The sequence below is a fragment of the Thermanaeromonas sp. DSM 22490 genome, from assembly GCF_056378755.1.
In genome coordinates, this window is the sequence record NZ_JBJHHE010000001.1 from 80,884 (window position 1) to 106,897 (window position 26,014).

A 26,014-nucleotide genomic window follows, 5' to 3' on the forward strand; every position below is an offset into this window, starting at 1 on the left:
ATGGCGGGAAAGGGATCATATCTTGCAGTACGTGGAGCTGGGAAATACTGGCCTTAGAGTTTCTCGTCTCTGTTTTGGTACTTTAACCCTAGGACCTCTCCACGCCGGGCTGGAGATCAACGCTGGTGCTGCAGTCATAAAGAGGGCACTGGAGCTAGGAATAAACTTCATCGATACCGCCGAAGCTTACGAGACTTACCCTTACATCCGGGAAGCTTTGCGCGGGTGGCCAAGCCCGGTAATAATTGCCACAAAATCTTATGCATATACTAAGAAAGCCATGGCCGCCAGTCTGGAAAAGGCACGGCGGGAGCTTCAGCGCGATGTCATAGAAATTTTTCTTTTGCATGAACAGGAGTCCTCCTTAACCCTGGAGGGACACAGGGAAGCTCTGGATTATCTTTTGGAAGCTAAAGCCAGAGGCCTGGTTCGAGCAGTAGGTATCTCTACCCATGCGGTAGCTGCCGTGCTGGCGGCGGCAAGATTGCCGGAGATCGAGGTTATTCACCCATTGATTAACGTGGAGGGTATAGGCATTTTGGATGGTACTCGGGAAGAAATGGTAGAAGCCATTCGCGAGGCCGGTAAAGCAGGGAAGGGCCTATATGCCATGAAAGCTTTGGGTGGCGGCCACTTGGTGGGGAGGGCGCGGGAAGCTCTACAGTTTGTGTGGCAATTGCCTTTTGTCCATTCGGTAGCCGTAGGGATGCAATCGGAAGAGGAAGTTATAGTTAATACGGCCTGGTGTCTCGGCCAAGAGCCGCCGCAGGAAGTTTTAGAGCTGGTAGGGCAAAAAAGGCGACATCTTCATATAGAGGAATGGTGCTGCGGCTGCGGTAGATGTGTTGAGCGTTGCCCCCAAGGGGCTCTGAAAATAGAAAAAGGCCGGGCCGTGGTGGTAGAATCCCGATGTATCTTGTGCGGTTACTGTGCTCTTGTGTGCCGCGACTTTTGTTTGAAGGTGATTTAGGCCTTGAGGATTATGGGACTAGACGTAGGGGAGAAAACTATTGGTGTGGCTTTAAGCGATCCCCTGGGCTGGACGGCGCAGAGTCTAACTACCCTTAAGCGGAGCAATCGATTAGAAGAAGATCTGGAGGCTTTGGCCGGTCTTATCCAAAAATACGGCGTTAGTAAAGTGGTTGTCGGCCTGCCGGTCAACATGAACGGCACCTTGGGACCTCAAGCCCAAAAAATCCTTAACTTTGTCCAAGCCCTAGAAGAATTTTCTGCTTTACCTGTAGTCCCTTGGGATGAACGCCTGACCACCACGGCAGCAGAAAGAATCTTATTGGAGGCTGATCTTTCTCGCCGGCGCCGAAAGCGCATCGTGGATCGCCTGGCAGCAGCCTTAATATTGCAAAGTTATCTTGACTGTCACCGGCCTGATAGGGTATGATAGGTCCAACTCTAAAGAATGAGGTGAGGACATGGCCTACCAGGAAAATACCATTCTGTTGAGAGATGAAGAAGGCCAGGAACATGAGTTTTTAGTGGTAGATATTTTAGAGGTTGATGACGAAGAGTATGCCATTTTGTTGCCCGTTGTGGATACAAGTGGCGAGGCTATCGTGTTGAAAATAGGTAAGGACGAAGAGGGAAGAGAAATTTTATGCGAGATCGAAGATGAAGAGGAATGGGAACGTGTAGCCGAAGCCTGGGAGGATTTGTTGGCAGAAGAGGGGGAATAAAAATTGTTAGGGGACCTGGTTATGGCCGGGTCCTTTTTATTAATGCTGCCGGCGGGGCATATTATGGATAATGAAGTACCCTCCAAGGGAAGGGATAGGATTGAAAAAGGGAGCGGTAGCCCTTCTCCTAACCGGCAGCCTAATTATTTTGCTGGGCATAAAATATTTCTTTATAGACCGAATTTTTCCTGGCGTGTATGTGGGTACTCTTTACATAGGAAGTTTGTTGCCCCATGAAGGACGCCAGGCCCTTACTGAATTGGCTTTAGAGGAAGCAGGGCGACCTATTAAACTTTTGTGGGAAGGCAGGATACTCACCACCACGCCAGGCGCCTTGGGATTGATGATAGATGTAGAAGGTACCCTGGCCAGAGCCTGGGCTGTTGGCCGTACTGGTCCCTGGTGGCAAAGGCTTAGGGCTTTATGGCCCGGTAAGAGACATCAGGTGGAGTTGGTATACAAGTATCACAAAGATATGGCACAGGCTGGTCTAGAACATTTAATTGGGCCCTTAAGGGTGGAGCCACAAGACGCTCGTCTGGAAGTGGACAGACGGGGGCAAGTACGGCTGATTCCGGCGCGGGAAGGCTGGGCTGTGGCCATAGAAGAGCTGTGGTCGGCGCTAGAGAAATTGCAGTCAAGGGATTTAGACAAGCCCATAGAGATTCCTGTAGAAAGGTTGATACCCGCCGTAACTACAGAAGAGATAGCTCAGCGGGGTATTATTAAGGCGGTGAGCAGCTATACCACTTTTTTTAATCCGGCTGAAAAAAACCGCAGCCACAATATCCTTTTGGCTGCTCAAGCTCTAGATGAAAAATGGCTTAAACCTGGGGGGGAAATCTCCTTTAATGAACTGGTAGGCCCCAGGACGGTGGAGCGAGGGTATCTAGAAGCCTTAGTTATAGAATCCCTCGGATTTATCCCGGGCGTGGGTGGCGGCGTTTGCCAGGTTTCCACTACCCTGTATAATGCCGCGTTACGGGCTGGATTTACCATAGTGGAGAGGCAACCGCATGCCCTGAAAGTGGGTTATGTACCTCCCGGCCTGGATGCCACTGTAGCCTACGGCCTTATTGATTTGAGATTGCGCAACGACACGCCTTACTGGTACTGGCTTAAGGCTGAAGTGGGCCAGGATAGCCTCACCTTCACCTTTTATGGTCCCCAAGAAGCACCTCAGGTGGAAGTCGTCTCGGAAATAGTAGAGAAGGTCCCGCCGCCGCAAGAAATTAAAGAAGACCCCACACTGCCGGCAGGTAAAACCTTTATAGAGAAACAAGGTCAATGGGGCTACCGGGTTAAGGTAAAGCGGCGGTGGACATTTGGAGAAAACTTCAGGGAAGAGATAGTTTCCCAAGATTATTACTTACCAGTTCCCCAGGTTATTCGCCAAGGGGTGGGTGACAAGCCCTTTCCACCCTTGCTATAATGGAGAAAGGAAGCACGGGGGGAAAGGGAAATGAGTCAGCCGCCGCAATGCACCAAAGAAATAGCCGGGTGGAAGTTATCGAGGTACGAAATCAGTTTATTAAGCTTTGCCCTACTTTTAGCCCTCATTTTAATCATTTTCGCGGGTTGGTGGTATGCGGTTACCCGGCCGGAGAAACAGTTGTCCATGCCCGTCAAGGTGACTATTCCTTCGGGCGCAACGGCCCGAGACGTGGCCGAGCTGTTAAAGGCCAAAGGTGTAATCAGGAATGCCCTGGCCTTTCGCTTTTATGCCTCCTGGCAAAAGGTAGACGGGCAGCTAAAACCCGGTGTATATTTATTCAATCCTGGTGAGAGTCTCCCTGAAATTCTTAAGCACCTGGTAGCTGGGCGGGTAATGGAAGCAGAATTCACTATTCCGGAGGGTTATACCCTTAAACAAATAGCCCGGCTGCTGGAAGCTAAAGGTCTGGTGTCTCAAGAGGAATTTTGGCGGGCGGCTGCCAAGCCCTATGATTACCCTTTTCTGGCGGGTATACCCCCGGGGCCCAATTACTTGGAGGGTTTCCTTTTTCCCGATACATACCGGATACCTGTCGGAGCTCCGCCTGAAACTATCATTCGCCAGATGTTGGACCGCTTTCAAGAGGTGTATAACGAAGTTAGCGGGCAACGGGCCCCGGAACTGGAATTAAATACTCTCCAGATTGTTACCCTGGCTTCCCTGGTGGAGAAAGAAGCCAAGCTGGATGCGGAGCGCCCCCTTATTGCTGGAGTATTTTTGAACAGGCTGAGGCGAGGCATGAAGCTGGAATCCTGTGCCACGGTGGAATATTTGCTGGAGACTCCGAAGCCGGTATTAAGCTATCAAGATTTAGAGATAGACTCCCCTTACAATACCTACAAAGTAACGGGATTGCCCCCAGGCCCTATTGCTTCCCCGGGGAAACCTTCCCTCCTGGCCGCCTTAAATCCTGCGCCTACCGATTACCTTTATTTCGTAGCCCGACCTGACGGCTCCCATGAGTTCAGCCGCAGTTTAGAGGAGCACAATGCGGCTATCAGACGCTACCAAGTGCGACCGTAATCTTATAAAATACTTCGAGGGGTTAGTTATAATCTAGCCCCTTTTTTATTAACTATTTTTATAGAGACCCAAATTTTTATTGATAGCTTTTTAAGCATAGGAGGAATTTGGTTATAAATGTCGTAAATATATACTATAAACTATTGTGATTGTAGCCACAAAAAGGATTTACACTTCAGACGGGGAGCCCAATATGTTCATTTTTCTTTTTTCAAACTGAAGCTAAAACAAATAAAACTATAGTGAACGAAGAGCCCGGCTGAGCAGGAACCTAGAAACAGACAACACACGGCCGCGCAATGGATGCGCGCCGAGGGGAGCTTATTATTAAAAAGTGTAGCGAAAGTGGACACAAGAACAGAAGGGGGGTGGGGCTATAGGAGAAGATGGAAATTTAAACAAACTCAAAAGCAGTAACTAGTCGGTTAGAAAGGGAAAGTATTAAGAGGAGGGAGAAAAATGGCTCAGGAAGCTAAAGGGGCGAGGTCACCTTTCTTAAAAACCGAGGACTGGTGGGCTGTATGGATAGGACTATTTATTTTTATCCTCGGGTTGCTGAAGCTGACAGGCGCTGATGTGATTGGCTGGGTTGTTAAAACCAATATGTGGCTTCAACTTTCTAAAGCTCTATCTCCAGTGTCCGATGTCTATAAGGGTGTGCCGGGTGTTGTCTCTTTAATCCTCACTTATATATTTTTGACTCTGGTATTGAGCATCGGTATAGCGGCTATGGGCGGTAACGTAGGGCGCTTCATTGCAGGATTTACCATTATCTTTTGGATTACCTACGCCTGCTGGATAATTGGTCACTACGCCTTTATTGCAGCAACGCCGGATCAATATGCTAAAGTTAAAATCGGTTGGTCGCTAAGGCTAACAGGAGAAGCGGGATTTATTATAGCCCTTATCGTCGGTCTACTCATTGGTAACTTCTGGCCGGGTCTTACAAAATTTCTTCAAGATGCCACTAAGCCCGAGTGGTTTGTAAAAACAGCCATCGTTATTCTAGGCGCTAAGGTTGGCCTCTACGCCCTCCAATCCACCGGCCTCGCTGCTCAGGTGGTTTTCCGAGGTTTTTGCGCTATTATAGAAGCTTATTTGATTTATTGGCCCCTTGTCTACTTCATTGCCCGCAAGTATTTCAAATTCACCCCGGAATGGGCTGCACCCTTGGCTTCCGGTATTTCCATTTGCGGTGTTTCAGCGGCCATTGCTACAGGTGGGGCTATTAAAGCTCGGCCTATCGTACCGGTTATTGTATCTTCTCTAGTAATCATCTTTGCCGTGGTAGAGCTTTTGATCTTGCCCTTTATTGCCCAGGCTTGGCTCTATAAAGAGCCTATGGTGGCCGGTGCTTGGATGGGTCTGGCCGTGAAGACCGACGGTGCTGCGGCAGCCAGCGGTGCCATGGTTGATGCTTTAATCCGGGCCAAAGCAGCCACTGCCCTGGGAGTCAAGTGGCAAGAGGGTTGGATGTTGATGGCTACCACCACCGTAAAAGTATTTATCGATATTTTTATCGCAATTTGGGCCTTCATATTGGCTATCATCTGGGCTTGGAAGATTGAAAAGAGAGAAGGGGAAAGGGTTTCGGCCGGGGATATCTGGCTGCGGTTCCCCAAGTTCGTTTTGGGTTATGCTGCCCTCTTCATCCTGGTAATTCTCATCGGTGCGGGTGCTAGCAAAGATACACTGAAGCTACTGAATGCTGGTGTGGGGCAGGCAGACACTTTCCGGGGTATCTTTTTCGCCCTGACTTTCTTCACCATTGGTCTAATGTCCAACTTCAAAAAGCTTAAAGAAGAAGGTATGGGCAGGCTGGCCTTGGTCTATCTGATTTGCTTGTTTGGCTTTATTATCTGGATCGGCTTGATTATTTCCTGGCTCTTCTTCCACGGTATAACCCCGCCGCCAGCCGCGTAAAAAGGAGGTTTCCAAGATGGCAGAAGAAAAACGCTTGCCACAGGAAGAAGAATGGTTTGATCTGATGCCGGTGGAAAAAAAGTTAATCGGCTACAGCTTAGGATTAGGGATCATACTTTTAGTGGTGTTAGTGTGGGTAAGTCATACTCTTGTATAGAATTTTAGGTCTAAGCCCTGGGGCTCCCAGGGCTTAGACCTTTATGGCTTATGTATAACTATATATTGGCACTTTAATTATACCGTAATTTATTTTATGCATAGCAGGATTTTTGTCCCGGGTGTCGAAATAGTTATGTTGTCAAAGGCGGAACTTTTAAGGATACAAGAAAACGTGCTTGCTATAACGAAAGCAAGAAAAAGAGGAGGACTCAAAATGTACCTTGTAAGCGTTGATCAGGACAAGTGCAGCGGCTGCGGGGAGTGCGCAGCGGCTTGCCCGGCCCAGATCCTGTCCATGGAAGGAGACAAGGCGGAAGTGACAGGAGATCCTGCGGATTGCCTGGGCTGCGAATCCTGTACTACCGTTTGCCCTACAGGCGCCGTTACTGTACAGGAATATTAAAATAAACGAGAGAGGGCAGGAGGTGGTTGGTCTTAGAGAAAGGAAAAGGTAAGGTCCTTACTTCAATAGCATAAGCTCAAGCGGAGGTGGTAGAGATGGCCGAATCCCAAACTCCCCGCGTAGATGAGCTGGAAAAAGGCCGCTGGCCCAGTTTTGTTAAAGAAATAAAGAGAGCGGCGGAGAAAAAGCCAGCAGCGGGGGACTTGTTAAGGCAGTTGGATTTATCCTATGAAGAAAAAGTCGGTCACTGGAAACATGGTGGTATTGTTGGCGTTAAGGGTTACGGTGGGGGCGTAATCGGCCGTTATTCCGATAAACCCGAAGAATTTCCCCATGTAAAAGAGTTTCATACCATGAGGGTTAATCAGCCGAGCGGTTGGTTTTACACTACCAAGGCTTTACGGGAGCTCTGTGATATCTGGGACAAATACGGCAGCGGCTTGACCAATTTCCACGGCTCCACCGGCGATATCATCTTACTAGGCACCACCACGGAAAATCTGCAGCCCTGTTTTGATGAGTTGAGCGATGCTGGCTTTGACCTCGGCGGTTCTGGCGGTGGTTTGCGCACGCCCAGCGCCTGTGTGGGGCCGGCGCGCTGTGAATATTCCTGTATAGATACTTTAGATGTTTGCCACAGCTTGACCCTGGAGTTCCAGGATTTCCTCCATCGGCCTCAATGGCCTTACAAATTTAAGATCAAAGTTTCCGGTTGTGGTAATGATTGTGTGGCCTCTATTGCCAGGGCGGACTTTGCCATCATTGGCACCTGGAGGGGCCCCTTGCAAATTAATCAGGCTGCGGTAGTAGAATATGTAAAAGGCGGGTTTAATATCCAAGAGGAAGTTATAGATAAGTGTCCCACCAAGGCCCTATCGTGGGATGGCAATAACGAAGAGCTGAAGCTTTCCGCTGACGACTGTGTCCGCTGCATGCACTGCATTAACGAGATGCCCAAAGCGCTGCGGCCTGGGGTGGAAAAGGGTGCTACTCTTTTAGTCGGCGGCAAGGCTACTATCTTGAAATCGGCTTTCCTGGGTTGGGTAATTGTGCCGTTTATGGAACTGAAACCACCCTATACCGAACTCAAAGATTTGCTTAGGAAGGTTTTTGACTGGTGGGATGAAAACGGCAAGAACAGGGAACGTATTGGTGAGCTTATTTACCGGGTTGGTATGCGTACCTTCCTGAGAGAAGTAGGTCTACCACCGGTACCCCAAATGGTATTCCGGCCGCGGGCGAATCCGTATGTATTCTGGTGGCCGGAGGAGGTGAAGAAGAATGCCTAGGACAGATTTTGGGCCTCCCCATTATATGGAAATGTTGCCGCCGGTTATTAAGAGAAACTATGGTAAATGGCAGTATCATGAAATCCTTAAGCCCGGCGTATTAAAACATGTAGCCGAGAACGGCGAAGAGATTTACAGCGTGCGGGTAGGTTCTGCCAGGCTCTTGAGTACCGACACTATCCGGGAGATCTGCGATCTGGCCGACAAATATTGCGATGGCTATGTCCGCTTTACCAGCCGCCACAATATCGAGTTCCTGGTATCCAACAAGGATAATATCGAACCGCTAATCGCTGAAGTTAAGGCTAAAGGATGGCCGGTGGGAGGCACGGGTAATTGTCTCAGCAACATGGTTCATACCCAGGGCTGGATTCACTGCCATACCCCGGCGACCGATGCCTCGGGCATTGTAAAGGCAGTAATGGATGAGCTCTACGATTATTTCGAAGAAGAAAAGCTACCTGCTAAGTTGCGCATTTCCCTGGCCTGCTGCCTGAACATGTGCGGCGCGGTCCATTGTTCGGACATTGCCATTCTGGGCGTTCACCGGACGCCGCCGCGGGTGGACCACGAAATGCTAGCTAAAGTCAGCGAGATCCCCACGGTGGTGGCCAGTTGCCCCACGGGAGCCATTAGGCCTAATCCCAAATTGAAGAGTGTGGACGTTGTTGAAGAAAGGTGCATGTACTGCGGTAACTGTTTTACCATGTCACCCGCCATGCAGATTATGGATCCGGAAAATGATGGGATTTCTATCTGGGTAGGCGGCAAGGTTTCTAACGCCCGCTCGGCGCCCATGTTCTCCCGTTTGGCTATTCCTTACCTCCCCAATAACCCGCCGCGCTGGCCGGAAGTGGTGGAGGCCGTGAAGAATTTGGTCGAGGTGTGGGCTACCCACGCCCGGAAAGGCGAGAGAATGGGGGAGTGGATCGAGCGCATAGGCTGGGAAAGGTTCTTTAAGCTGGCGGGCATTCCCTTTACAGACAAGCATATTGACGACTTTATCTTTAGCGTTACTACCTTCAGGACAACCACACAGTTCCGTTGGTGAGAATCGGCCCGTCCTGGGAGACCAGGACGGGCTCTATTGAAATGAGGGAGGCCGGATCATGGGATGGCTGGCGTACCTTATAGGAATTATATTACCATATGTGGCATTATTGGTTTTCTTAGCGGGTTTTGCCTACAAAGTCTTGGCTTGGGCCAGGGCACCCCAACACCTGCACTGGGAGATGTTCCCCTATCCGCGTACCCTAAGCGGGCAATTGCAGGAGATGTTCACTGAGGTGGTCACTTTACGCAGCTTGAGTTCCCATAATCGCAAAATATGGTTGCCCTCTTTACTGATGCACTGGGGGATTTATTTGACCATTATATGGCTATTTTTATTATTAATAGGGTTTCCCTCTCCTGCCCTCGGCCTTCTAGGAGGGCTTCTGGCAGCTTTGGGTTCGGCCTGGCTGCTTGTTACCCGTTTAACAGGCGATTTAAAAGTTATATCTACACCTGTGGAGTATCTAAATTTGATCTTAGTTTTTCTGGTCTCTTTTATGGGCCTTACTACGGGTTTCTTCAGCGAGGCAATGGCGGTTAGAGATTATCTCCTCGGGCTATTAAGCCTAAACCCGCGTCTACCCTCCAGGTCTTCGCTCCTCTGGGAGATTTTGTTCTGGGAAGTATTTTTGCTGTACCTGCCCTTTGGGCGGATGATTCACTTCGCGGCCAAGTACTTCACTTATCACCGGGTAAAATGGGGTGAGCTGGATTGAGAAAGGTACTTGACGATTACCGCGTACTTTCGGATGAAGTACTCAAGCCCCAGGAGAAACGTGTGCCTGAGTTTTTGACAGCCATGAAAAAATCCTTAGATGCTCGGGCCAATTGGACCTTCTGGCTTCCGTATATGCTTTCTCTGGATGTGTGTATGAAGTGTGGTACTTGTGCCGAGGTTTGCCCAGTCTATATTGCCAGCGGTCGCCGAGAGATATATCATCCGGCCGTTCGCTCTGATATGATAAGGAAGATCTATCGGAGGTACTTCACTCTGGGGGGTAAACTGTTTCCCAAGCTGGTGGGAGCGGAGGATTTGACAGAAGAAAAACTGGATGCTCTAGCGGAGAGCATATACAGATGCACTGTATGTCGGCGGTGCGCTTACGTATGCCCGGTGGCCATCGACAACGGGTTAATAGTCAGGGAAGCCAGGAAAATCTTTGATGCCATAGGTATTGCCCCCGATGAACTTAAGGAAAAGGGTACCCAGAAACAGCTCCAAATGGGCAACGCCACGGGTACCCCGGCAGCCGCCTTCATGGATATCGTGGAATTTTTAGAGGAAGAAATTGAAGATCTCCGAGGGTATAAGATAAAGATCCCAGTGGACAAAAAAGGTGCCCAATACTTGGTCATGCACAACGCGGGGGATTATTTGGCCTTTGCGGAAACGGTTATGGGCGCAGCGGAAATTTTTAACGCTGCCGGTGTGGATTGGACCCTCAATTCTCCCGCGACAGGCATAAATGATGCTGTGAACTATGGTGTCTTTTTCAGCGATGTGGAGTTTGAGAAGGTATTGCGGGCGCAAATTAAAACCTGCGTGGAATTAGGAATAAAAACGCTGGTAGTTGGCGAGTGCGGCCACGCCTTTGAAGCCTTTAAGTACCTCATCTTAAGATTGGTTCCGCCGGGAGAAAGGCCTTTCCAGGTTAAAAGTATTTTAGAGCTTATTGACGAGTGGATCAGGGAAGGAAGAATAAAAGTAGATCCGGACAAAAATCCTGAGCCTGTAACTTATCATGACTCCTGTAAATTAGGCCGGTTGGGAGGCTTGTATGAAGAGCCCCGGCGCATTTTAAAGGCTTGTTGCCGTGATTTCCGAGAGATGCAGCCCAACCGGGAACTGAGCTACTGTTGCGGTGGCGGTAGCGGTTTTGCCATAATGAATAAGGGAGACTTCTTAAAGTTTCGCATGGAAACCTATGGCAAGATAAAAGCCCAACAGATCCGCGAAACAGGAGCAGCGATAGTTGCGCTGGCTTGTTCTAACTGTAAAGGGCAATTCCGCGACATTATCAATTACTACCAGTTGCCTGTGCGCTTTGCCGGAATAAGTGAACTGGTAGCTAATGCCTTGGTCTTGTAAATTTTATGGGTGCCCTTTTTAGCGCTCATAATTTAAATTAAAAAATTAAACTTAGAATGGAGGAGGTAATGGCTATGCCTAAAATGGTACTTGCCGGCATTGAAATTGAAGTTGACGAGGACGGTTTCATCCAGGATCCCAGCAAATGGAACGAGGCAGTGGCCAAAGCTCTCGCCGAAACTGAGGGTATTACTGATCTGACAGAAGATCATTGGAAAGTAATTAATTATTTGCGCCAGTATTATCAGCAGTTTGGTATTGCTCCTATGATCCGTAAACTGTGCAAAGAGACAGGGTTTACTTTGAAGCAGATTTATGATCTTTTCCCCAGCGGACCGGCTAAGGGTGCCTGTAAGATCGCCGGTTTACCTAAACCTACCGGCTGCGTGTAAGTTAGTTTCAGGAACAGTACAAAGATGGGGCTAGCTTAAAATAAGGCTAGCCCCATCTTTGTACTATTTGTGTTAAAATTAAACCCAGGAGGGGATGGAGATGCGCCTTTCTAATGCTAAAAGGGAAGCCATTGCTGCCAGAGCATTAGAGCGGGGTATCCACCTGGGGGAAGAACACTGGTACCTTTTGGAGCTGAGTTATAACTATTACATTCAACACCAGACCATCTGTACTTTACGAACCCTGATAAAACTTAGCGGCTGGGAAAAGAAAAAGATTTACAAGCTTTTTCCAGGCAATCCCATCGGGGAGATAAGCAAGATAACCGGTTTGCCCATGCCTAAGGAGTGTTAATATGCCACAGGATTTGGATAAATTGCCTTTTTGTTCCCAGCTTAGCCGGGGAAAGTATCCTAGCCACGTAAAAGAGCTAGCCGCTACCCGTTATCCTTCAGAAATGTATGAAACTGGACTTAAAGAGAACGAATCGGCTTTTGGACATGGAGGATACATCTGCATCCCCGAATTGCCGGCCGGCGCTTCGGTTCGCGCCAGCCGCCATCCAGAATTGTTGGATGAATCGCCTTTCCTTCGCATTTTAGGTACGGCTGGCGGTTGGATGAGCGCTGAAACACTAGAGCGGCTGGCGGATTTAGCCGAACGTTATGGCAACGGTTTAGTACATTTTACCGCAGGCGGCACTATGGAGATCTATACCCCTAAGGAAAACATGGTAGCCCTGGTGCGGGAACTTAACGCCTTGGGCTTTGATGTAGGTTCTACCGGGGATGACTTGCGCTGCATTACAGCCTGTTGCGGTCCGGCACGTTGTGATCTGGCCCTGGTGGACGCACCAGCTATCGCTACCTACTTAGGGGAGCGCTTTATGGAGGATCAGCAATATCCAGGCTTTCCTCAGAAGTGCAAAAGTGCTGTGGCCGGATGCCCCAATGATTGCATCCGAGCCATGATGCAAAAGGACCATTCCTTCATCGGAGTTTACCGGGATGCACCGGTTATAGATAACCAGGGCTTTGTGCAGTGGGTACAAGAAGGGGGAAATTTGGTCCAGCTTCTTGAGGCTTGCCCTGATCGAGCTTTAAAGGTTAAACAGGGCTCTACCGGGGTCCAACTGGAAGTGGATGATGGGGCTTGTAGTCATTGCATGGCATGTATTAACCTGTGTCCTGCTATAAGACCGGGCCGAGAGCGAGGAGTAGCCTGGGTGGTAGGCGGCAAGTATGGTCACCGCGGGCCTCAGGGTCCTATGGTGGGGTATGTGTTGGCCCCGTTTATTCCTGTAAAGGGCCCGGAAGATTACTCCGCTCTGGGGGACCTTTTCGGCGCTTTTCTAGAGTTATGGACAGAACACGGCAAGCGCAAGGAAAGGATAGGTGACTTTGTGACCCGGTTCGGTCCCAGGCGGATTTTACAGGAGTTGGGCTTGCCGGCTGAACCCCAGAGCTTGGAAAACTCGCGGCATGCTGTTTTTTAGACTGGGCCTAATCCTCGCATATTGCGAAGCGAAGCCCTATGATCTGCTCAAGGGAGGGGGAGCCTGTGGTAGAAGAAATAGGAGAACTGCCGGCCGGCATTATGCCGGATTTCCGGCGGGAATTACCGCCTTATCTGCAGGAGAAAGCAGGCAGCTGGGTTGGGCATGAAGTAGTGCGTCCGGGAGTAATTAAACACGTAGCTCACGATGGCACTGAACTATGGAGCGTTAGGATACTCCTACCCCCCAACGGTCTTCTTTCAGCTGCTTCTTTACGCCGCCTCGCCGGCTGGATTAAAAGGTATGCCTTGACCGGTCGGCGCACATCCCGCCAGGGATTTGAATTGGTGGGAGTGGATCCTTCGAGACTAGAGGCTTTACTAGAAGAATTGGCGGCTGCCGGTTTTTTGGTGGGCGGTACGGGTCAAGGCTTGCACCAAATTAAATGTTGCACCTCTTTCGTTCACTGTCAGAATGCGGCTATTGATGCTCCTAGTATCGCCAAAATGCTGGGAGATTATCTATATGAATATTTTTCTAAAAAAAGATTACCGGCCTGGCTAAAAATATCCGTGAGCGGCTGCCCCAACAGTTGCGGGGGCAGCGTGGAGGCTGATATTGGTATTATAGGTGTTTACCGAGACTTTCCGGAGGTAGATGATGCTGCTCTCACCGCTGCTAATGAAGATATAGGGCTACTCGTTTCCTGGTGCCCTACAGGAGCTATTCGCCCCAAACAGACTCCGGAGGGTATGTCTGTAGTCATTGACGGTGAACGGTGTGTACGTTGTACTTCTTGTATGCAAGTGGCGCCCGATGGAATTAAAATGGGTAGTCAACGAGGGGCGGCTATTCTGGTAGGAGGCCGGGGAGGGATTAAACCCTCCTTAGGGTCGGTTGTTTTTCCCTTTGTACCGGCCAAACCCCTGGAATATGAAGGGATCTATACCAGAATAGCGCGTATTTTGGATGTGTGGCTGGAAGGAGCTAGGCAGGGTGAACGGCTGGGCGCTTTTATTGAACGCATAGGCTGGGGTTCCTTCTTAAACACCCTGGGGGTTACGGATTTTGTGGAAACTTCGAAGGGCTCATCGCCCGTAAATTCTCTAAAGCGTAGCTTGCGGTAAAAATTCTAAAGTATCCCCTGCCAGCAGTAGACATATTCCCACGGTTGGTGGAATTCGCTTTAGGCCTATTGCGGAGCGCTGGATAGTGGATACGAGCTGTGGGTCGCGGAAGGGGAGTAGGAATGACCCAAAATAAAACCTTACCCAGGATCGTTCTGGCGGCACCCCATGGTCGTTCAGGCAAGACAACGGTGACTTTGGGTTTGATTGCAGCTTTTGTTAAAAGGGGACTAAAAGTACAGCCCTTCAAAAAGGGGCCTGATTTTATCGACCCCAGCTGGTTAACTCTAGCAGCCGGGCGACCCTGTCGTAACCTGGACTTATATTTTGTCCAACCGGCTGAACTAAGGCGTTCTTTCGTTAATGGTTGTCGGTCAGCAGATCTCGCAGTAGTGGAAGGCGCTATGGGCTTATTTGACGGCCTGGACCTGAACGGCAGTGGTAGTACGGCGGAAATCGCCTTGGCCCTCCGGGCACCAGTACTCTTAGTTTTAGATACCACTCGTATGACGCGGAGCGCTGCCGCCTTGGTGCAGGGTTTTCAACAATTTGATCCGCGGCTTAAGCTGGCGGGTGTTATCTTGAATCGGGTGGCGCGGCCCCGGCACGAAGAGATGCTGCGCCAGGCTATAGAAAGGTATACCGGCCTACCTGTGGTAGGGGCTCTGCCTAAAGATAGGGCTTATGTTATTCCCGACCGCCATCTCGGTTTGATACCTGCGGGAGAAAACGAAGAACTATACCGGGCCCTGGAGGCTACCAGGACTGCAGTGGAGGCCACAGTGGATATAGAACGCATTTTAGAGATAGCCCGGCAGGCAGCGCCCCTTGATTATGAATTTTCGCCGGTTGAAGCACCCTCAAACACCATAGTTCGGTTGGGCATTATCCAAGATCGGGTTTTTCATTTCTATTACCCTGAAAATCTGGAGGCTTTGGCCCAGGCGGGGGCTGAACTGGTTTTTATTGATAGCCTGAGGGACAGCTCTTTACCCCCTATAGACGGACTATATATTGGCGGCGGCTTTCCAGAAGTTTTTGCTGCCGAGCTGGAGGCTAACTTTTCTTTAAGGCGGGGCCTTTACCGGGCGGCTGAAGGCGGCTTGCCTATTTATGCGGAATGCGGAGGATTGATGTACTTGGCCCGTCGCCTCTACTGTGGTGGCAGGTGGTATGAAATGGTAGGAGCTTTACCCCTGGAGGTTCAGATGGAAGAAAAACCCCAGGGCCATGGTTATACCTTTTTGGAGGCTCGCCCGGATAACCCCTTCTTTGCTTCCGGCACCAAAATTAGAGGGCATGAATTTCACCATTCTCGGGTGGTAAACCTGGAAAGGGAAAAGGTGAGCTTCGCCTACCGTGTGGTCCGGGGCATGGGAGTAGATGGGCATCATGACGGCATTATGTATCGCCAAATCCTGGCCAGCTATAACCACCTCTATGCTCCTGCTCATCCGGAATGGGCCTGGAACTTCGTGGCCAGGATGGCCGGCGGTAAAGAGAAAAGGATAAGACTAATAAAGTAGTGAAGAAGCGGGTGAGAAGGGAATGTCTGTAGGGGTTAAACTAAAACGGTTGCGGGAAGAGCGCGGGATAGCTTTAGAAACCCTGGCCGATATGCTGGATATTGCTCCCGATTGTATGAAAGAAGTGGAGGAGGGTACGCGTCGTTTATCAAAAGCTACCCTGGCTGAAGTGGCCAGCATCCTCGGAGTGGACATTAGCTATTTCCAGGAGGAAAATGGCGATTCCTCGGGCGTGGCCGACGGTACCACGCTGGGCGCTAAATTGCGGCGGCTGCGAGAACAAAAAGGTCTTACTCTAAACGAATTGAGCCGCAGGTCAGGGGTTTCCCTAGCCCATATCAGTGAGATCGAAAGGGGTCGTTCTACTGCTTCGTTAAAGACCCTGGAGAAATTGGCGGCGGCCCTGGAGGTAAGCACCAGCTCCCTTTTGCAAGTGAAACGCGGCGAAAGTCTGGGTAGCAAATTAAGACGATTACGAGAGAAAATGGGTTTAACCCAAAAAGAATTGGCCGATCAGGTGGGTATTTCCCATAGCCTCATCGGCCAGATTGAGACAGACCGCATCCAGCCCTCTATAGCTACTCTAAACCGCCTGGCAGAAGCTCTGGGAGTATCGAGCTGCTACTTTTTAATGGAAGACGAGGAACCTTCTTTGCCTTCTAACTTACAGCGAAGCAGCATTCAAGAGCTGGTGAGTTTGCTTAATTCCTGGGAAGATGAAGAAATCGAAGGCTTGACCGAGTTTATCCGGGTTATAAATAATTATCGCCGGCCGGTCGACCAGGGATATGCTGACGAAAAGCAGGAAATTATTGCCTTTCTGGACTATTGCCAGCCACAGGAGAGGGAACTGCTACGGGACTTAGTGCGCGCCCTAAGTAAAAAAAGATAGCATAACTAATAGTTATAATTAATTTAACCACTTTTGTGGTAAAATGGGGATAACGAACAGATTCAAAGAAAGGTGGGTTCTGGTGACCAAAGACAAAATTAGGCTTACCCAGATGTCCTGCAGCGCTGGGTGAGCGGCTAAAATGGGTCCGGGGACCCTTAGCCAAGTGTTACAAATGCTACCAGCCCAAGTCTTAAAAAGTCCCGATTTAATTGTAGGGATAGAGAGTATAGATGATGGCGGGGTCTATCGCTTAACAGAGGACATAGCCTTGATCCAGACTCTGGATTTCTTCACGCCTATTGTAAATGATCCTTACCTTTTTGGCCAGATTGCGGCGGCCAATGCTTTAAGCGATGTTTATGCCATGGGCGGCAGGCCCCTCACGGCCCTGAACCTGGTTTGTTTTCCCAGCCGCAAGGTTGATATCGCCATTTTGGGAGAAATCCTCCGAGGTGGAGCAGATAAAATTTTAGAAGCCGGAGCGGTTCTGGTGGGTGGTCACAGCATTGAGGATGAGGAGCCTAAATACGGTCTGGCAGTTACAGGAATAGTGCACCCGGACAAAGTAATTACCAATTGCGGTGCCCGGCCAGGGGATAAGCTTATTCTCAGCAAACCCTTGGGCACCGGTATTCTGGCTACAGCCCTTAAGGCTGAGCTGGCCGGACCGGAAGTAGAGGAAGAGATAGGTCGCTGGATGGCCACACTCAACCGGGAAGCTGCTGAAGCCATGGTAGAAGTAGGTGTCCACGCCTGCACAGATATTACTGGCTTCGGACTTTTAGGCCATTGCTTGGAACTGGCCCAGGGGAGCGGGGTAGATGTGGTGCTAAAAAGCAAAGAAATACCCCTTTTGGCCGGCGCTATGGATTTTGCGGCTATGGGCCTGGTACCGGCCGGTGCTTATGCCAACAGGAGACATTCGGAAGGGAAAGTGCATTTTGTAGACAAGATTAGCGAACCTTTACAGGATATACTTTATGACCCGCAGACCTCGGGGGGGTTGCTAATAGCAGTGACAGGGGACAAAGTCTCGCCTTTATTGGCAGAGCTACACCGGCGCGGAGTCGAAGCTGCTCGTATAATTGGCGAAGTCATTCCCGGTAAGGGGGAAATTTATGTCTATTAGCCACCGCTTTGTATTTTTATTTATTTAATTTATGTAAAACAATACTTGCCTATAAGAATCCAGTCTGTTAAATTTTATATTAAGGGATCCCAAATACCAAAATGCCCTTTTCAGATTCCAAATAGATATAATATAGCGAGGAGTGGTAAGGTGGAGAGCATTTTAAAACCCCTGGACCTGGATTCTTATCAACCTGTCCGGCGGGAGGTATACCATGCTCTGCGGGAGGCCATTTTAACCGGTAAATTAAAACCGGGCGAACGGATGGTGGAGCGGAACCTGGCGCGGCAATTAGGTGTGAGCCGGACTCCGGTTCGGGAGGCCATCCGCAAACTAGAGTTAGAAGGCTTGGTGGAACATATACCGCGGCGAGGAGTAGTAGTGGCCCGCATTTCCAAAAAGGAAGCCTGGGAGATTTACAGCATCCGGGCAGTCCTGGAGGGGTTGGCCGCGCGACTGGCGGCCGAAAACATTACTCCCAAACAGCTCGAGCGCCTCGAGGAATTGGTTAAAGGTATGGAAGAAGCCCGGGCCAAAAAGGATACTGAAGAACTGCAGAGGCTACACATGGAATATAATGAGCTCATTTACCAGGCAGCGGAAAGCCCCCGGTTGCACCAGATGATTGTTAATCTCGTGGAGTACATTGTAGGCTTTACCAAAGTGGGTTACGCCGTTCCGGGGCGGATCCATGCCGCCACCCGAGAACACCGGGAACTTTTGGAAGCTCTAAAAGCTCGCGATGCCGAGCGAGCCGAAACCCTGGCTCGTCAGCATATTGAAAACTCCCGCCAGGCCTATTTTGCCCAACTGGCCCTGGAAGAAGAAAACCTAACTAAATAGCCTAAAAATTTTTTTAACGATTAGCAGGATTTTCTTGTTAAAGGGCGAATATTTATATTGTCAAAGCTGGTATACCAAAAGGCGGGCATGAAGAGTTAAGGGTAAACCGGGATTTACCTGCACCGGCGAAGGGGAGTGGAGCACAAAAAGAGCAGCTTTACAAGGTTTTAAATGCGCTTAAAAAATCAAAGCAGATTAAAAAATTACTTAATTAGATTCCTGAAGGGGAGTCACACTTCGGGGCCATAAGTATCGGATTTCAATTTTTAAAAATTTAAGTAAAGGTATACCGTATACCACAAGTGGTAGCAATAAGAAGAAGCGGGGTTATAGGGAGCAGGAGGACGGCAATGGAAGGAAAAGTAACCCTCAAGGTAATAGAGGGTATGGTGGAAGACGCCCGCAAGGGTATTGTGCGTGTGCTGGCCGAAGTGATGGAACAGCTGGGTCTTAATACGGGCGACGTGGTAGCCATAACCGGCAAGCGGAGTACAGTGGCCCGGGTAATACCCGCCTTTCCTGATCGGTGTTCTCCGGGAGCCATCCAGATGGACGGAACCCTGCGCCACAATGCTCAGGTAAGTATAGGGGAAGAGGTAACCCTGGAACCTGTGGAATGGCAAAGGGCGAAGGTAGTGGTTTTGGCTCCTGTGCTTCCCGGCTGGACTTTAGAAGGGGAACATGAGATAACCCATATAAAGATGCGCCTTTTGGGTCTGGCGGTGGTACCCGGGGACCAAGTTAGCATTACTCTATTTAGCGGCAGGGAAGAAGCCTTTACGGTAGAAGGGGTTACGCCCCGAGGAGCTGTAGTCATCAATAAGGATACAGCCCTGCGCTTTAAAGGAGGAGAGGCTGGCGAAAGCAAAGGGCAACGGGTGACCTACGAGGATATCGGCGGATTGGCTAAAGAAGTCCAGCGAGTGCGGGAAATAATCGAGCTTCCCCTGAAGTATCCCCAGCTTTTTAGAAGTCTAGGGGTGGAGGCGCCTAAAGGGATACTGCTGTACGGTCCCCCGGGTACCGGAAAAACTTTGATTGCCCGGGCTGTAGCGAGCGAGACGGAGGCTCACTTTATCCACGTCAATGGACCGGAAATTATGCATAAGTACTACGGCGAGAGCGAGGCTAGGCTGCGCCTGGTTTTTGATGAGGCGCGCAAAAAAGCGCCCAGCATCATCTTCCTCGATGAAATAGATGCCATTGCTCCACGCCGGGCCGAAGTCCACGGAGACGTGGAGAAGCGGGTAGTGGCCCAATTGCTCGCCCTCATGGACGGCCTAGAGTCGCGGGGACATGTTATTGTTATCGGAGCCACCAATATCCCTGATATGGTGGATCCTGCCCTGCGGCGGCCGGGTCGCTTTGACCGGGAAATTGCCATTAATGTTCCTGACCAGCGGGGACGGGAAGAAATTTTAAGGATACATACTCGGGGTATGTCCTTGGCCCCTGATGTGTCTCTATCTCGCCTGGCAGCCATGACCCATGGCTTTGTGGGAGCGGATCTGGCGGCCCTTTGCCGGGAAGCCGGAATGTACGCTCTGCGGCGAGGACTGAAAGAAGTCCCTCTGGGGAGCGAGGCCCTAGTCAACCTGCAACTGCAGGTAACCATGCGCGATTTTCTGGATGCCTTGACAGAAGTTGAGCCCTCAGCTACCAGGGAATTTGCCATGGAAATTCCGACAGCTACCTGGGAAGATGTAGGAGGCCTCGACTCTGTAAAAGCTCGCCTGCGATCCTTGGTGGAATGGCCCCTGCGCTATCCCGAGCTTTTTCAACATTTTAATCTGCAGGCTCCGAAAGGCATTCTCCTTTCTGGCCCGCCGGGTACAGGTAAAACTCTCGTAGTTAAAGCCTTGGCCCGCGAAAGCCAGGTGAATTTCATCTCGGTAAATAGTTCCCTCCTCTTTTCCCACTGGTGGGGGGAAGCAGAAAAAACTTTGCATGAGATCTTTCGTAAAGCTCGTCAGGCTTCCCCCTGCATCCTGTTCTTTGACGAGATCGATGCTCTGGTTCCTACCCGCAAGAGCGAAGGTAGTATAGGAAGTCGCCTGGTGAGCCAGTTTTTATTGGAACTGGATGGTTTAGAAGAGCTTAGGGAAGTAATAGTACTGGCAGCCACTAACCGTATTGATCTGGTAGATCCTGCTATTTTACGACCGGGACGCTTTGATATTATTTTAGATTTTCCGCCGCCTGGCCCTAAAGAGCGAATGGCTATTCTCAAAGTTCATTTACGACGGCGGCCTTTAGGCGAGGATGTAAACTTGGAAGCTCTGGCCAACATGACCGAAGGCCTGGTGGGCTCTGATCTGGAGGCCATCTGCAAACGGGCTGCGCTTTTAGCTTTAAGCGAAGTAGTGGAGAGCGGCAAGATAGCAGCAGAAGATAAGGAGAGATGGCGCATCAGTTCCCGGCACTTGGAACAAGCTCTGAGGGAGGTACTGGAAGAAAAATTCCCGGAACAAGTCAGGCCGGAGAATCGCAATCTCCGTCCTGTGTGGCATACGCAAGGAGGTAGCCGCGAGGTAACCAAAATAGGGAGGTGATGCGTGGAAGGGCGAAGCCTAGCGCAGCACTGAGTATACAGACTATTAATATTTACAAGAGAAAGGAGGCCCCTAACTTGTCTGCTCCAAGCAATCTTTTTGCTGAACCCGGCCTGAAGCAGATTACAGTATGGGCCCGGGGCGTAGTCATGAATAAGGATGCGCGCGATATAGTGGTGGCCCTGGCCGAAGCGGCTGCCAGGGAGGGCAAATACGTCCAAGCATGGGAAAACTATGTTGATCTCCCCGACCGCGTATATGTGCCAGTTAGAGCCTATGCCCGCATAAGCACCGATCCCATTGAAAGCAAGTATGTGTATGAAAATGAAACTCCGGATATTGTGATCCTGATAGAAGAGACCTTAGTCAAGGGTGTGCCGGTTCTAAAGGGTTTGCGCAAAGGAGGCGTACTGGTAGTTAATACCAGACGTTCGGCAGAAGAAATTCTAGGTTTCCTGGGGGATACCGGTAATTTGGAGACTCTGGTAACGGTTGATGCTTCCAGTTTATCCACTGCGGTTACTACCCTGTCGGGTGCCGAGGGCGCTACCGATGCCACGGGTATCGGGGCAGGTATTTCGGCTCCGCTGGTAGGTGCGGTGGTTAAGGCTACCAATATCGTAAGCCTGGACAATTTGGCCGCCGTAGTTAAGAACCCGGAGGCCATGCGGCGGGGTTATGAATTGGCCAAGATAACCAAGCTGGAGGTCAAAGGCGTTGTTGAGGAAGTGGCGGTTAGTGCCAGCGAGCGCCTGAAACAGTTGCCCTTTGCCGGTACGGTGCCTTCGCCGGTGTCCGAGAATGAGGGGATGGTTACCGGCAACTGGCGGATGCAGCGGCCGGTTCTCGATCCTGAGGCCTGCACGGCATGTGATACTTGTTGGATCTATTGCCCCGATGCTTGTATTACCCGCAGTGATGAAGGGCCAATCTTTAACCTGAAGTATTGCAAAGGTTGCGGCATTTGTGCGGAAGTTTGCCCCAGCGGGGCTATAAGTCAGGTGCCCGAACTCAACTTTAAGGATTGATAATTCTGGGAGGTGACAATTATGGGTCAAGTTCGACGCATTTCGGGTTGTGTAGCGGCGGCTAATGCGGTAAAGTTGGCCGACGTGGATGTTATTTGCTCGTATCCTATTCGTCCCTATACGGGTATCATGTCCGAATTAGCCCGTATGGTGGCTGATGGGGAGCTGGATGCCGAATTCATCCACGGGGAAGGCGAACATGCTCAGCTGAGTGTAGTCTATGGGGCTTCGGCCGCAGGAGCGCGGACCTTTACGGGAAGCTCCGGTGTAGGTGTCACCTATGCCTTTGAAGTGTATTCCCCGATTTCCGGTGAGCGCCTGCCGGTACAGATGGCCATTGGTGACCGTACCCTGGACCCGCCTGGCGACTTCGGCTCGGAACATACCGATGCTGAATGCTGTCGCGACCAGGGCTGGATACAGGGCTGGGCCTCTACCCAGCAGGAAGTACTGGATATGCACCTCATTTATTACCGCGTAGGTGAGGACCCGCGAGTCTTGCTGCCCCAGTATGTGTGCCAGGACGGTTATTATGTGACCCACATCCTCGGGGAAGTAGATATTCCTGACCCAGCCCAGGTCAAGGAATTCCTGCCTCCTTATAAAAACCACCACGTCCTGGATCCCAAGAACCCCATGATAATCGGAGCCCAGATTGAGCCGGCCATGGGACCTCCCCTGCAGTACCAGCGCTATCAGGCTGTTCAGGCTGCCTATCAGGTACTAAAGGAAGCCCATGAAGAATTTGCGCGCATCTTCGGTCGCAGGTACGATCCCTTCTTGGAAGAATATCTCACCGATGATGCCGAAGTGGTCATTTTCGGCCAGGGCGCCCATATGGTCACGGCCAAGTCGGTGGCAGCCCGGCTGCGTAACCTGGGCGAAAAAGTCGGTGTGGTAAGGCTGCGCACTTTCCGGCCCTTCCCCACCGAGGAGATCCGCCAGCGGATGTCCAAGTTCAAGGCCATCGGTGTCCTGGATAACTCGGTGAATTTCGGCATCTCCTGCAACGGCGGCGTGTTGCTCAGCGAACTCAGAGCTGCACTATACGATTTCGGCGACAAAGTTAAGACGGTAGGATTTGTAGCCGGCCTGGGTGGCGAAGTAGTTACTCGGGACGAATTCTACCTCATGTTCCAGAAGCTGAAGGAGATTGCCAAGACCGGCAAGGTGGAGAAGACTGCCTACTGGCTGCCCTTTGAACTATAAGTTATGTGGAAGGAGGGGAATGTAATGCTAGAGAGGATCCCGTCTATAAAGAAAGCTCCTGATGAGGAATACTATGTGCCTGGCCATCGTACCTGTGCAGGCTGTGGTCCAGCCTTGGCTTACCGGCTGACGGCTAAGGCCGCAGGGCCTAACACCATCTTTATCGGTCCTACAGGATGCATGTATGTGGCCAATACCAGCTACGGGTGTGGTCCGTGGCGCGTGCCCTGGATCCATGCCCAGATCACCAACGGCGGCGCTGTAGCCTCGGGTATTGAAGCTGCTTTCAAGGTTATGGCGCGAAAGAAGAAATATCAAGGAGAAATACCCCATGTCATCGTGTTCGCCGGTGATGGTGGTGCCGTGGATATTGGCCTGCAGGCATTGTCCGGTATGCTATATCGCGGTCACGACGTGTTGTTCATTTGTTACGATAACGAATCTTATGCTAACACCGGTATCCAGACCTCGCCCACTACGCCTTACGGGGCCTGGACGACCTTTACACCGGCTGGTCCTGTGGTTCCTGAGGGCAAGAAGCTCTTCCCCAAGGATAACCCCAAGATTATCGCCCACGGCCATCCCGAATTGAAATATGTGGCTACGGCTTCCATCGGCTGGCCCGTAGACCTGATGAATAAAGTGCGGAAAGGGCTTAACGTAGAAGGACCTGCTTATATCCATATACAAACTCCTTGTCCCAAGGGCTGGCAGTTCCCGCCTAACAAGACTATTGAGATGGCCAAACTGGCTGTGCAGTCGGGTATGTTCCAGCTTTACGAATACGAAAATGGCGAATACAAACTTTCGGTGAAGCTGGAAAGCCGCAAGCCGGTTAGCGAATATATAAAGATGCAAAAGCGTTTTGCCCACCTGCAGCCCGAACATATAGAGAAGCTCCAGGCCTTTGTGGATGCCCGTTGCGCCGAAGTAGGTATTACAGTACCGGCAGTAGCAACTTCGGCCTAAGTGTAATATACCCCGAGCGCTTGGTAAAGCGCTCGGGGTATGTCTAATTCACCCTGAACCCAGTGTTTTAGTATCTACGTGTTTAAAACGATGGCAGACATCTTTTATTTCAATAATGCTAACCTTCGAAAGGTGTAACAGCAGCCCAACTTATGGCGGACTATTTTTAAGCAGCAGCATATGAAGAAGTATACTTCCACCCTAACGTCCCCTAAGTATTTATAAGTTATCTACAGAATTGATGGATTTTTTTATCTCCTTAAATCGATTTATTTCGTCATTAATTTCACGAATTTCCGCCTAGCAAGGAAGGCGAGACGGAAAGATGGTAGGGGCAAAAGCCTGGGTGTACCAGGTTTTTTAAGAACATCAAAAATTTTAAGGAGGGGACTAAAAGGTGGACTTACAAGCCCAACTTAATGAAGCCAGGGAAGCTTATGGACCAGTTTTAGGTAACAGATGGTTCCAACTGGTAGCTGCAATTGTAGGTATGATTATGATTGCCAATCTCCAATACGCTTGGACGTTATTTGTACCACCCTTACGCGAAGCTTTTGGCTGGTCACTGGCAGCAGTACAACTGGGTTTCACCTTATTTATTGCCTTTGAGAGCTGGCCCCAACCCTTGGAAGGTTATCTGCTGGACCGTTTTGGGCCCAAAATCTTCTTTACGATAGCAGGATTAATGGTTGGAATAGGCTGGACTGCGCTAGGTTTAGTAAAATCTTTACCTGCGCTTTATTTCTTCTATTCCATGGCAGGCCTGGGCGCAGGGTTTGTTTATGGCGGTAGTATTGCAGTGGCTGTGCGTTGGTTTCCAGACAGGCGAGGGCTGGCCTCGGGCCTCATCGCTGCCGGTTTTGGTGCCGGTTCGGCGCCGTTTATTCCTATTATAGGTAACATCCTCAAGAGCCAGGGATATGTGGCAGCCTTCCTCTATACGGGTGTAGTCCAGGGGATCATAATTTTGATTGTGGCTCAGATACTTCGGTATCCGCCCTGGGAAATGAAGCATCACACTCCTGCCGCGAAAACGCAGGCTGGCTCGGGGCAGCGCGGTTTTGCGCCGTGGGAAATGATCAGGACGCCTCACTTCTGGTTAATCTATGTCATGTTTGTGTTCATGGCTACCGGTGGCTTACTGGTCACCGCCCAAACCCGGCCTTTCGCCAAGGACGTGGGGATTGCTACTAATTTCGTAATCTTAGCGGTTGCTCTTGACCGCATTTCCAACGGCCTCAGCCGGGTGATGTGGGGTTGGATTTCAGATAAAATGGGTCGAGAAAATACTATGTTTGTAGCTTTCCTGCTGAACGCCATTTTCATGGCTTTAATGCCCACAGTTGGAAGACATCCCTGGGGCTTCGTCTTCCTGGCTTTTATGATTATGCTAACTTGGGGCGAGATTTACGCGCTGTTCCCGGCTGCTACTGCGGACCGCTTTGGCACCACTTACGCAGCGAGTAACTACGGTGTAGTTTATAGTGCAAAGGGTGTTGGTGGTATTCTAGGCGGTGTTGTGGCTGCTTGGCTGGCAACGCTAAAAGGATGGGGTCCAGTATTTTATACAGGCGCTGTAATGGCCTTTTTGGCTGCTTTAGGAGCTGTTGTTCTGCGTACTATGTCCAAGCCAGTTCTGCCTGGTATCAGCGGTACTGCCCCCAGCCAGATTTCTAAACAAGCCTAAAACGTTCAATTTAGGGCGGACGGCAGAAAAAGGCTG

The 26,014-nt window shown here is 50.4% G+C and carries 25 protein-coding genes; all 25 read left to right on the forward strand.

The genetic code is table 11. The annotated features are described in order from the left end of the window. Positions 1-22 precede the first annotated feature (22 nt). The 25 genes from AC1BI1_RS00395 to oxlT all read left to right on the forward strand — a co-directional run bounded on the left by AC1BI1_RS00395 (position 23) and on the right by oxlT (position 25,978). On the forward strand, positions 23-970 hold the full coding sequence (locus AC1BI1_RS00395) for an aldo/keto reductase (RefSeq protein WP_476715493.1): 948 nt from the start codon (positions 23-25) through the stop codon (positions 968-970). Positions 971-973: 3 nt separating this feature from the next. Next, on the forward strand, positions 974-1,399 hold the full coding sequence (gene ruvX, locus AC1BI1_RS00400) for a Holliday junction resolvase RuvX (RefSeq protein ID WP_476715281.1): 426 nt from the start codon (positions 974-976) through the stop codon (positions 1,397-1,399). 31 nt (positions 1,400-1,430) lie between these two features. Then, on the forward strand, positions 1,431-1,691 hold the full coding sequence (locus tag AC1BI1_RS00405) for a DUF1292 domain-containing protein (RefSeq protein ID WP_476715282.1): 261 nt from the start codon (positions 1,431-1,433) through the stop codon (positions 1,689-1,691). Positions 1,692-1,791: 100 nt separating this feature from the next. Then, positions 1,792-3,123, forward strand: coding sequence for a VanW family protein (locus AC1BI1_RS00410; protein WP_476715283.1), 1,332 nt, complete (start codon positions 1,792-1,794; stop codon positions 3,121-3,123). A 30-nt stretch (positions 3,124-3,153) separates the two neighbouring features. Further along, a complete protein-coding gene (gene mltG / locus AC1BI1_RS00415) occupies positions 3,154-4,209 on the forward strand; it encodes an endolytic transglycosylase MltG (RefSeq protein WP_476715284.1) in 1,056 nt (351 codons plus the stop codon). 459 nt (positions 4,210-4,668) lie between these two features. Beyond that, entirely contained in the window at positions 4,669-6,132 is a 1,464-nt protein-coding gene (locus AC1BI1_RS00420; protein WP_476715285.1) for a putative sulfate exporter family transporter, read from the forward strand. 16 nt (positions 6,133-6,148) lie between these two features. Further along, on the forward strand, positions 6,149-6,289 hold the full coding sequence (locus tag AC1BI1_RS00425) for a hypothetical protein (RefSeq protein WP_476715286.1): 141 nt from the start codon (positions 6,149-6,151) through the stop codon (positions 6,287-6,289). Positions 6,290-6,505: 216 nt separating this feature from the next. Further along, positions 6,506-6,694, forward strand: a complete 189-nt coding sequence (locus AC1BI1_RS00430) for a 4Fe-4S binding protein (RefSeq protein WP_476715287.1) — start codon at positions 6,506-6,508, stop codon at positions 6,692-6,694. Between the two features lie 95 nt (positions 6,695-6,789). Further along, the gene (dsrA, locus tag AC1BI1_RS00435; protein WP_476715288.1) at positions 6,790-7,983 is read left to right on the forward strand and encodes a dissimilatory-type sulfite reductase subunit alpha; all 1,194 of its coding nucleotides are present in this window, start codon (positions 6,790-6,792) and stop codon (positions 7,981-7,983) included. Next, entirely contained in the window at positions 7,976-9,034 is a 1,059-nt protein-coding gene (gene dsrB / locus AC1BI1_RS00440; RefSeq protein WP_476715289.1) for a dissimilatory-type sulfite reductase subunit beta, read from the forward strand. The genes dsrA and dsrB overlap by 8 nt, the downstream gene beginning before the upstream one ends. Before the next feature lie 58 nt (positions 9,035-9,092). Further along, on the forward strand, positions 9,093-9,752 hold the full coding sequence (locus AC1BI1_RS00445) for a respiratory nitrate reductase subunit gamma (protein ID WP_476715290.1): 660 nt from the start codon (positions 9,093-9,095) through the stop codon (positions 9,750-9,752). Continuing rightward, positions 9,749-11,125: a (Fe-S)-binding protein gene (locus AC1BI1_RS00450; RefSeq protein WP_476715291.1), complete on the forward strand. Its 1,377-nt coding sequence runs from the start codon at positions 9,749-9,751 to the stop codon at positions 11,123-11,125. Before AC1BI1_RS00445 ends, AC1BI1_RS00450 begins: the two co-directional genes overlap by 4 nt. Before the next feature lie 74 nt (positions 11,126-11,199). Next, positions 11,200-11,517 carry a TusE/DsrC/DsvC family sulfur relay protein gene (locus tag AC1BI1_RS00455; protein WP_476715292.1) on the forward strand — a complete coding sequence of 106 codons (318 nt, stop codon included), beginning with the start codon at positions 11,200-11,202 and terminating at the stop codon, positions 11,515-11,517. 100 nt (positions 11,518-11,617) lie between these two features. Further along, a complete protein-coding gene (locus AC1BI1_RS00460) occupies positions 11,618-11,872 on the forward strand; it encodes a TusE/DsrC/DsvC family sulfur relay protein (RefSeq protein WP_476715293.1) in 255 nt (84 codons plus the stop codon). Between the two features lies 1 nt (position 11,873). Further along, positions 11,874-13,013: a hypothetical protein gene (locus tag AC1BI1_RS00465; protein WP_476715294.1), complete on the forward strand. Its 1,140-nt coding sequence runs from the start codon at positions 11,874-11,876 to the stop codon at positions 13,011-13,013. Positions 13,014-13,078: 65 nt separating this feature from the next. Further along, a complete protein-coding gene (locus AC1BI1_RS00470) occupies positions 13,079-14,140 on the forward strand; it encodes a hypothetical protein (RefSeq protein WP_476715295.1) in 1,062 nt (353 codons plus the stop codon). A gap of 122 nt (positions 14,141-14,262) precedes the next feature. Then, complete coding sequence (locus AC1BI1_RS00475) at positions 14,263-15,666, forward strand: cobyrinate a,c-diamide synthase (RefSeq protein WP_476715296.1); 1,404 nt, start codon at positions 14,263-14,265, stop codon at positions 15,664-15,666. A 22-nt stretch (positions 15,667-15,688) separates the two neighbouring features. Beyond that, on the forward strand, positions 15,689-16,558 hold the full coding sequence (locus tag AC1BI1_RS00480) for a helix-turn-helix domain-containing protein (RefSeq protein WP_476715297.1): 870 nt from the start codon (positions 15,689-15,691) through the stop codon (positions 16,556-16,558). A 112-nt stretch (positions 16,559-16,670) separates the two neighbouring features. Next, complete coding sequence (selD, locus tag AC1BI1_RS00485) at positions 16,671-17,690, forward strand: selenide, water dikinase SelD (protein WP_476715494.1); 1,020 nt, start codon at positions 16,671-16,673, stop codon at positions 17,688-17,690. 150 nt (positions 17,691-17,840) lie between these two features. Beyond that, positions 17,841-18,533 (forward strand): GntR family transcriptional regulator, encoded by a 693-nt coding sequence (locus AC1BI1_RS00490; protein WP_476715298.1) that lies wholly within the window; start codon positions 17,841-17,843, stop codon positions 18,531-18,533. A 350-nt stretch (positions 18,534-18,883) separates the two neighbouring features. Then, entirely contained in the window at positions 18,884-21,085 is a 2,202-nt protein-coding gene (locus tag AC1BI1_RS00495; protein WP_476715299.1) for a CDC48 family AAA ATPase, read from the forward strand. A 77-nt stretch (positions 21,086-21,162) separates the two neighbouring features. Further along, entirely contained in the window at positions 21,163-22,113 is a 951-nt protein-coding gene (locus tag AC1BI1_RS00500; RefSeq protein ID WP_476715300.1) for an oxalate oxidoreductase subunit delta, read from the forward strand. Positions 22,114-22,134: 21 nt separating this feature from the next. After that, the gene (locus AC1BI1_RS00505; RefSeq protein ID WP_476715301.1) at positions 22,135-23,322 is read left to right on the forward strand and encodes an oxalate oxidoreductase subunit alpha; all 1,188 of its coding nucleotides are present in this window, start codon (positions 22,135-22,137) and stop codon (positions 23,320-23,322) included. 24 nt (positions 23,323-23,346) lie between these two features. Beyond that, complete coding sequence (locus AC1BI1_RS00510; RefSeq protein WP_476715302.1) at positions 23,347-24,291, forward strand: oxalate oxidoreductase subunit beta; 945 nt, start codon at positions 23,347-23,349, stop codon at positions 24,289-24,291. Between the two features lie 397 nt (positions 24,292-24,688). After that, positions 24,689-25,978: an oxalate/formate MFS antiporter gene (gene oxlT, locus AC1BI1_RS00515; protein ID WP_476715303.1), complete on the forward strand. Its 1,290-nt coding sequence runs from the start codon at positions 24,689-24,691 to the stop codon at positions 25,976-25,978. The last annotated feature ends 36 nt before the right edge of the window (positions 25,979-26,014 follow it).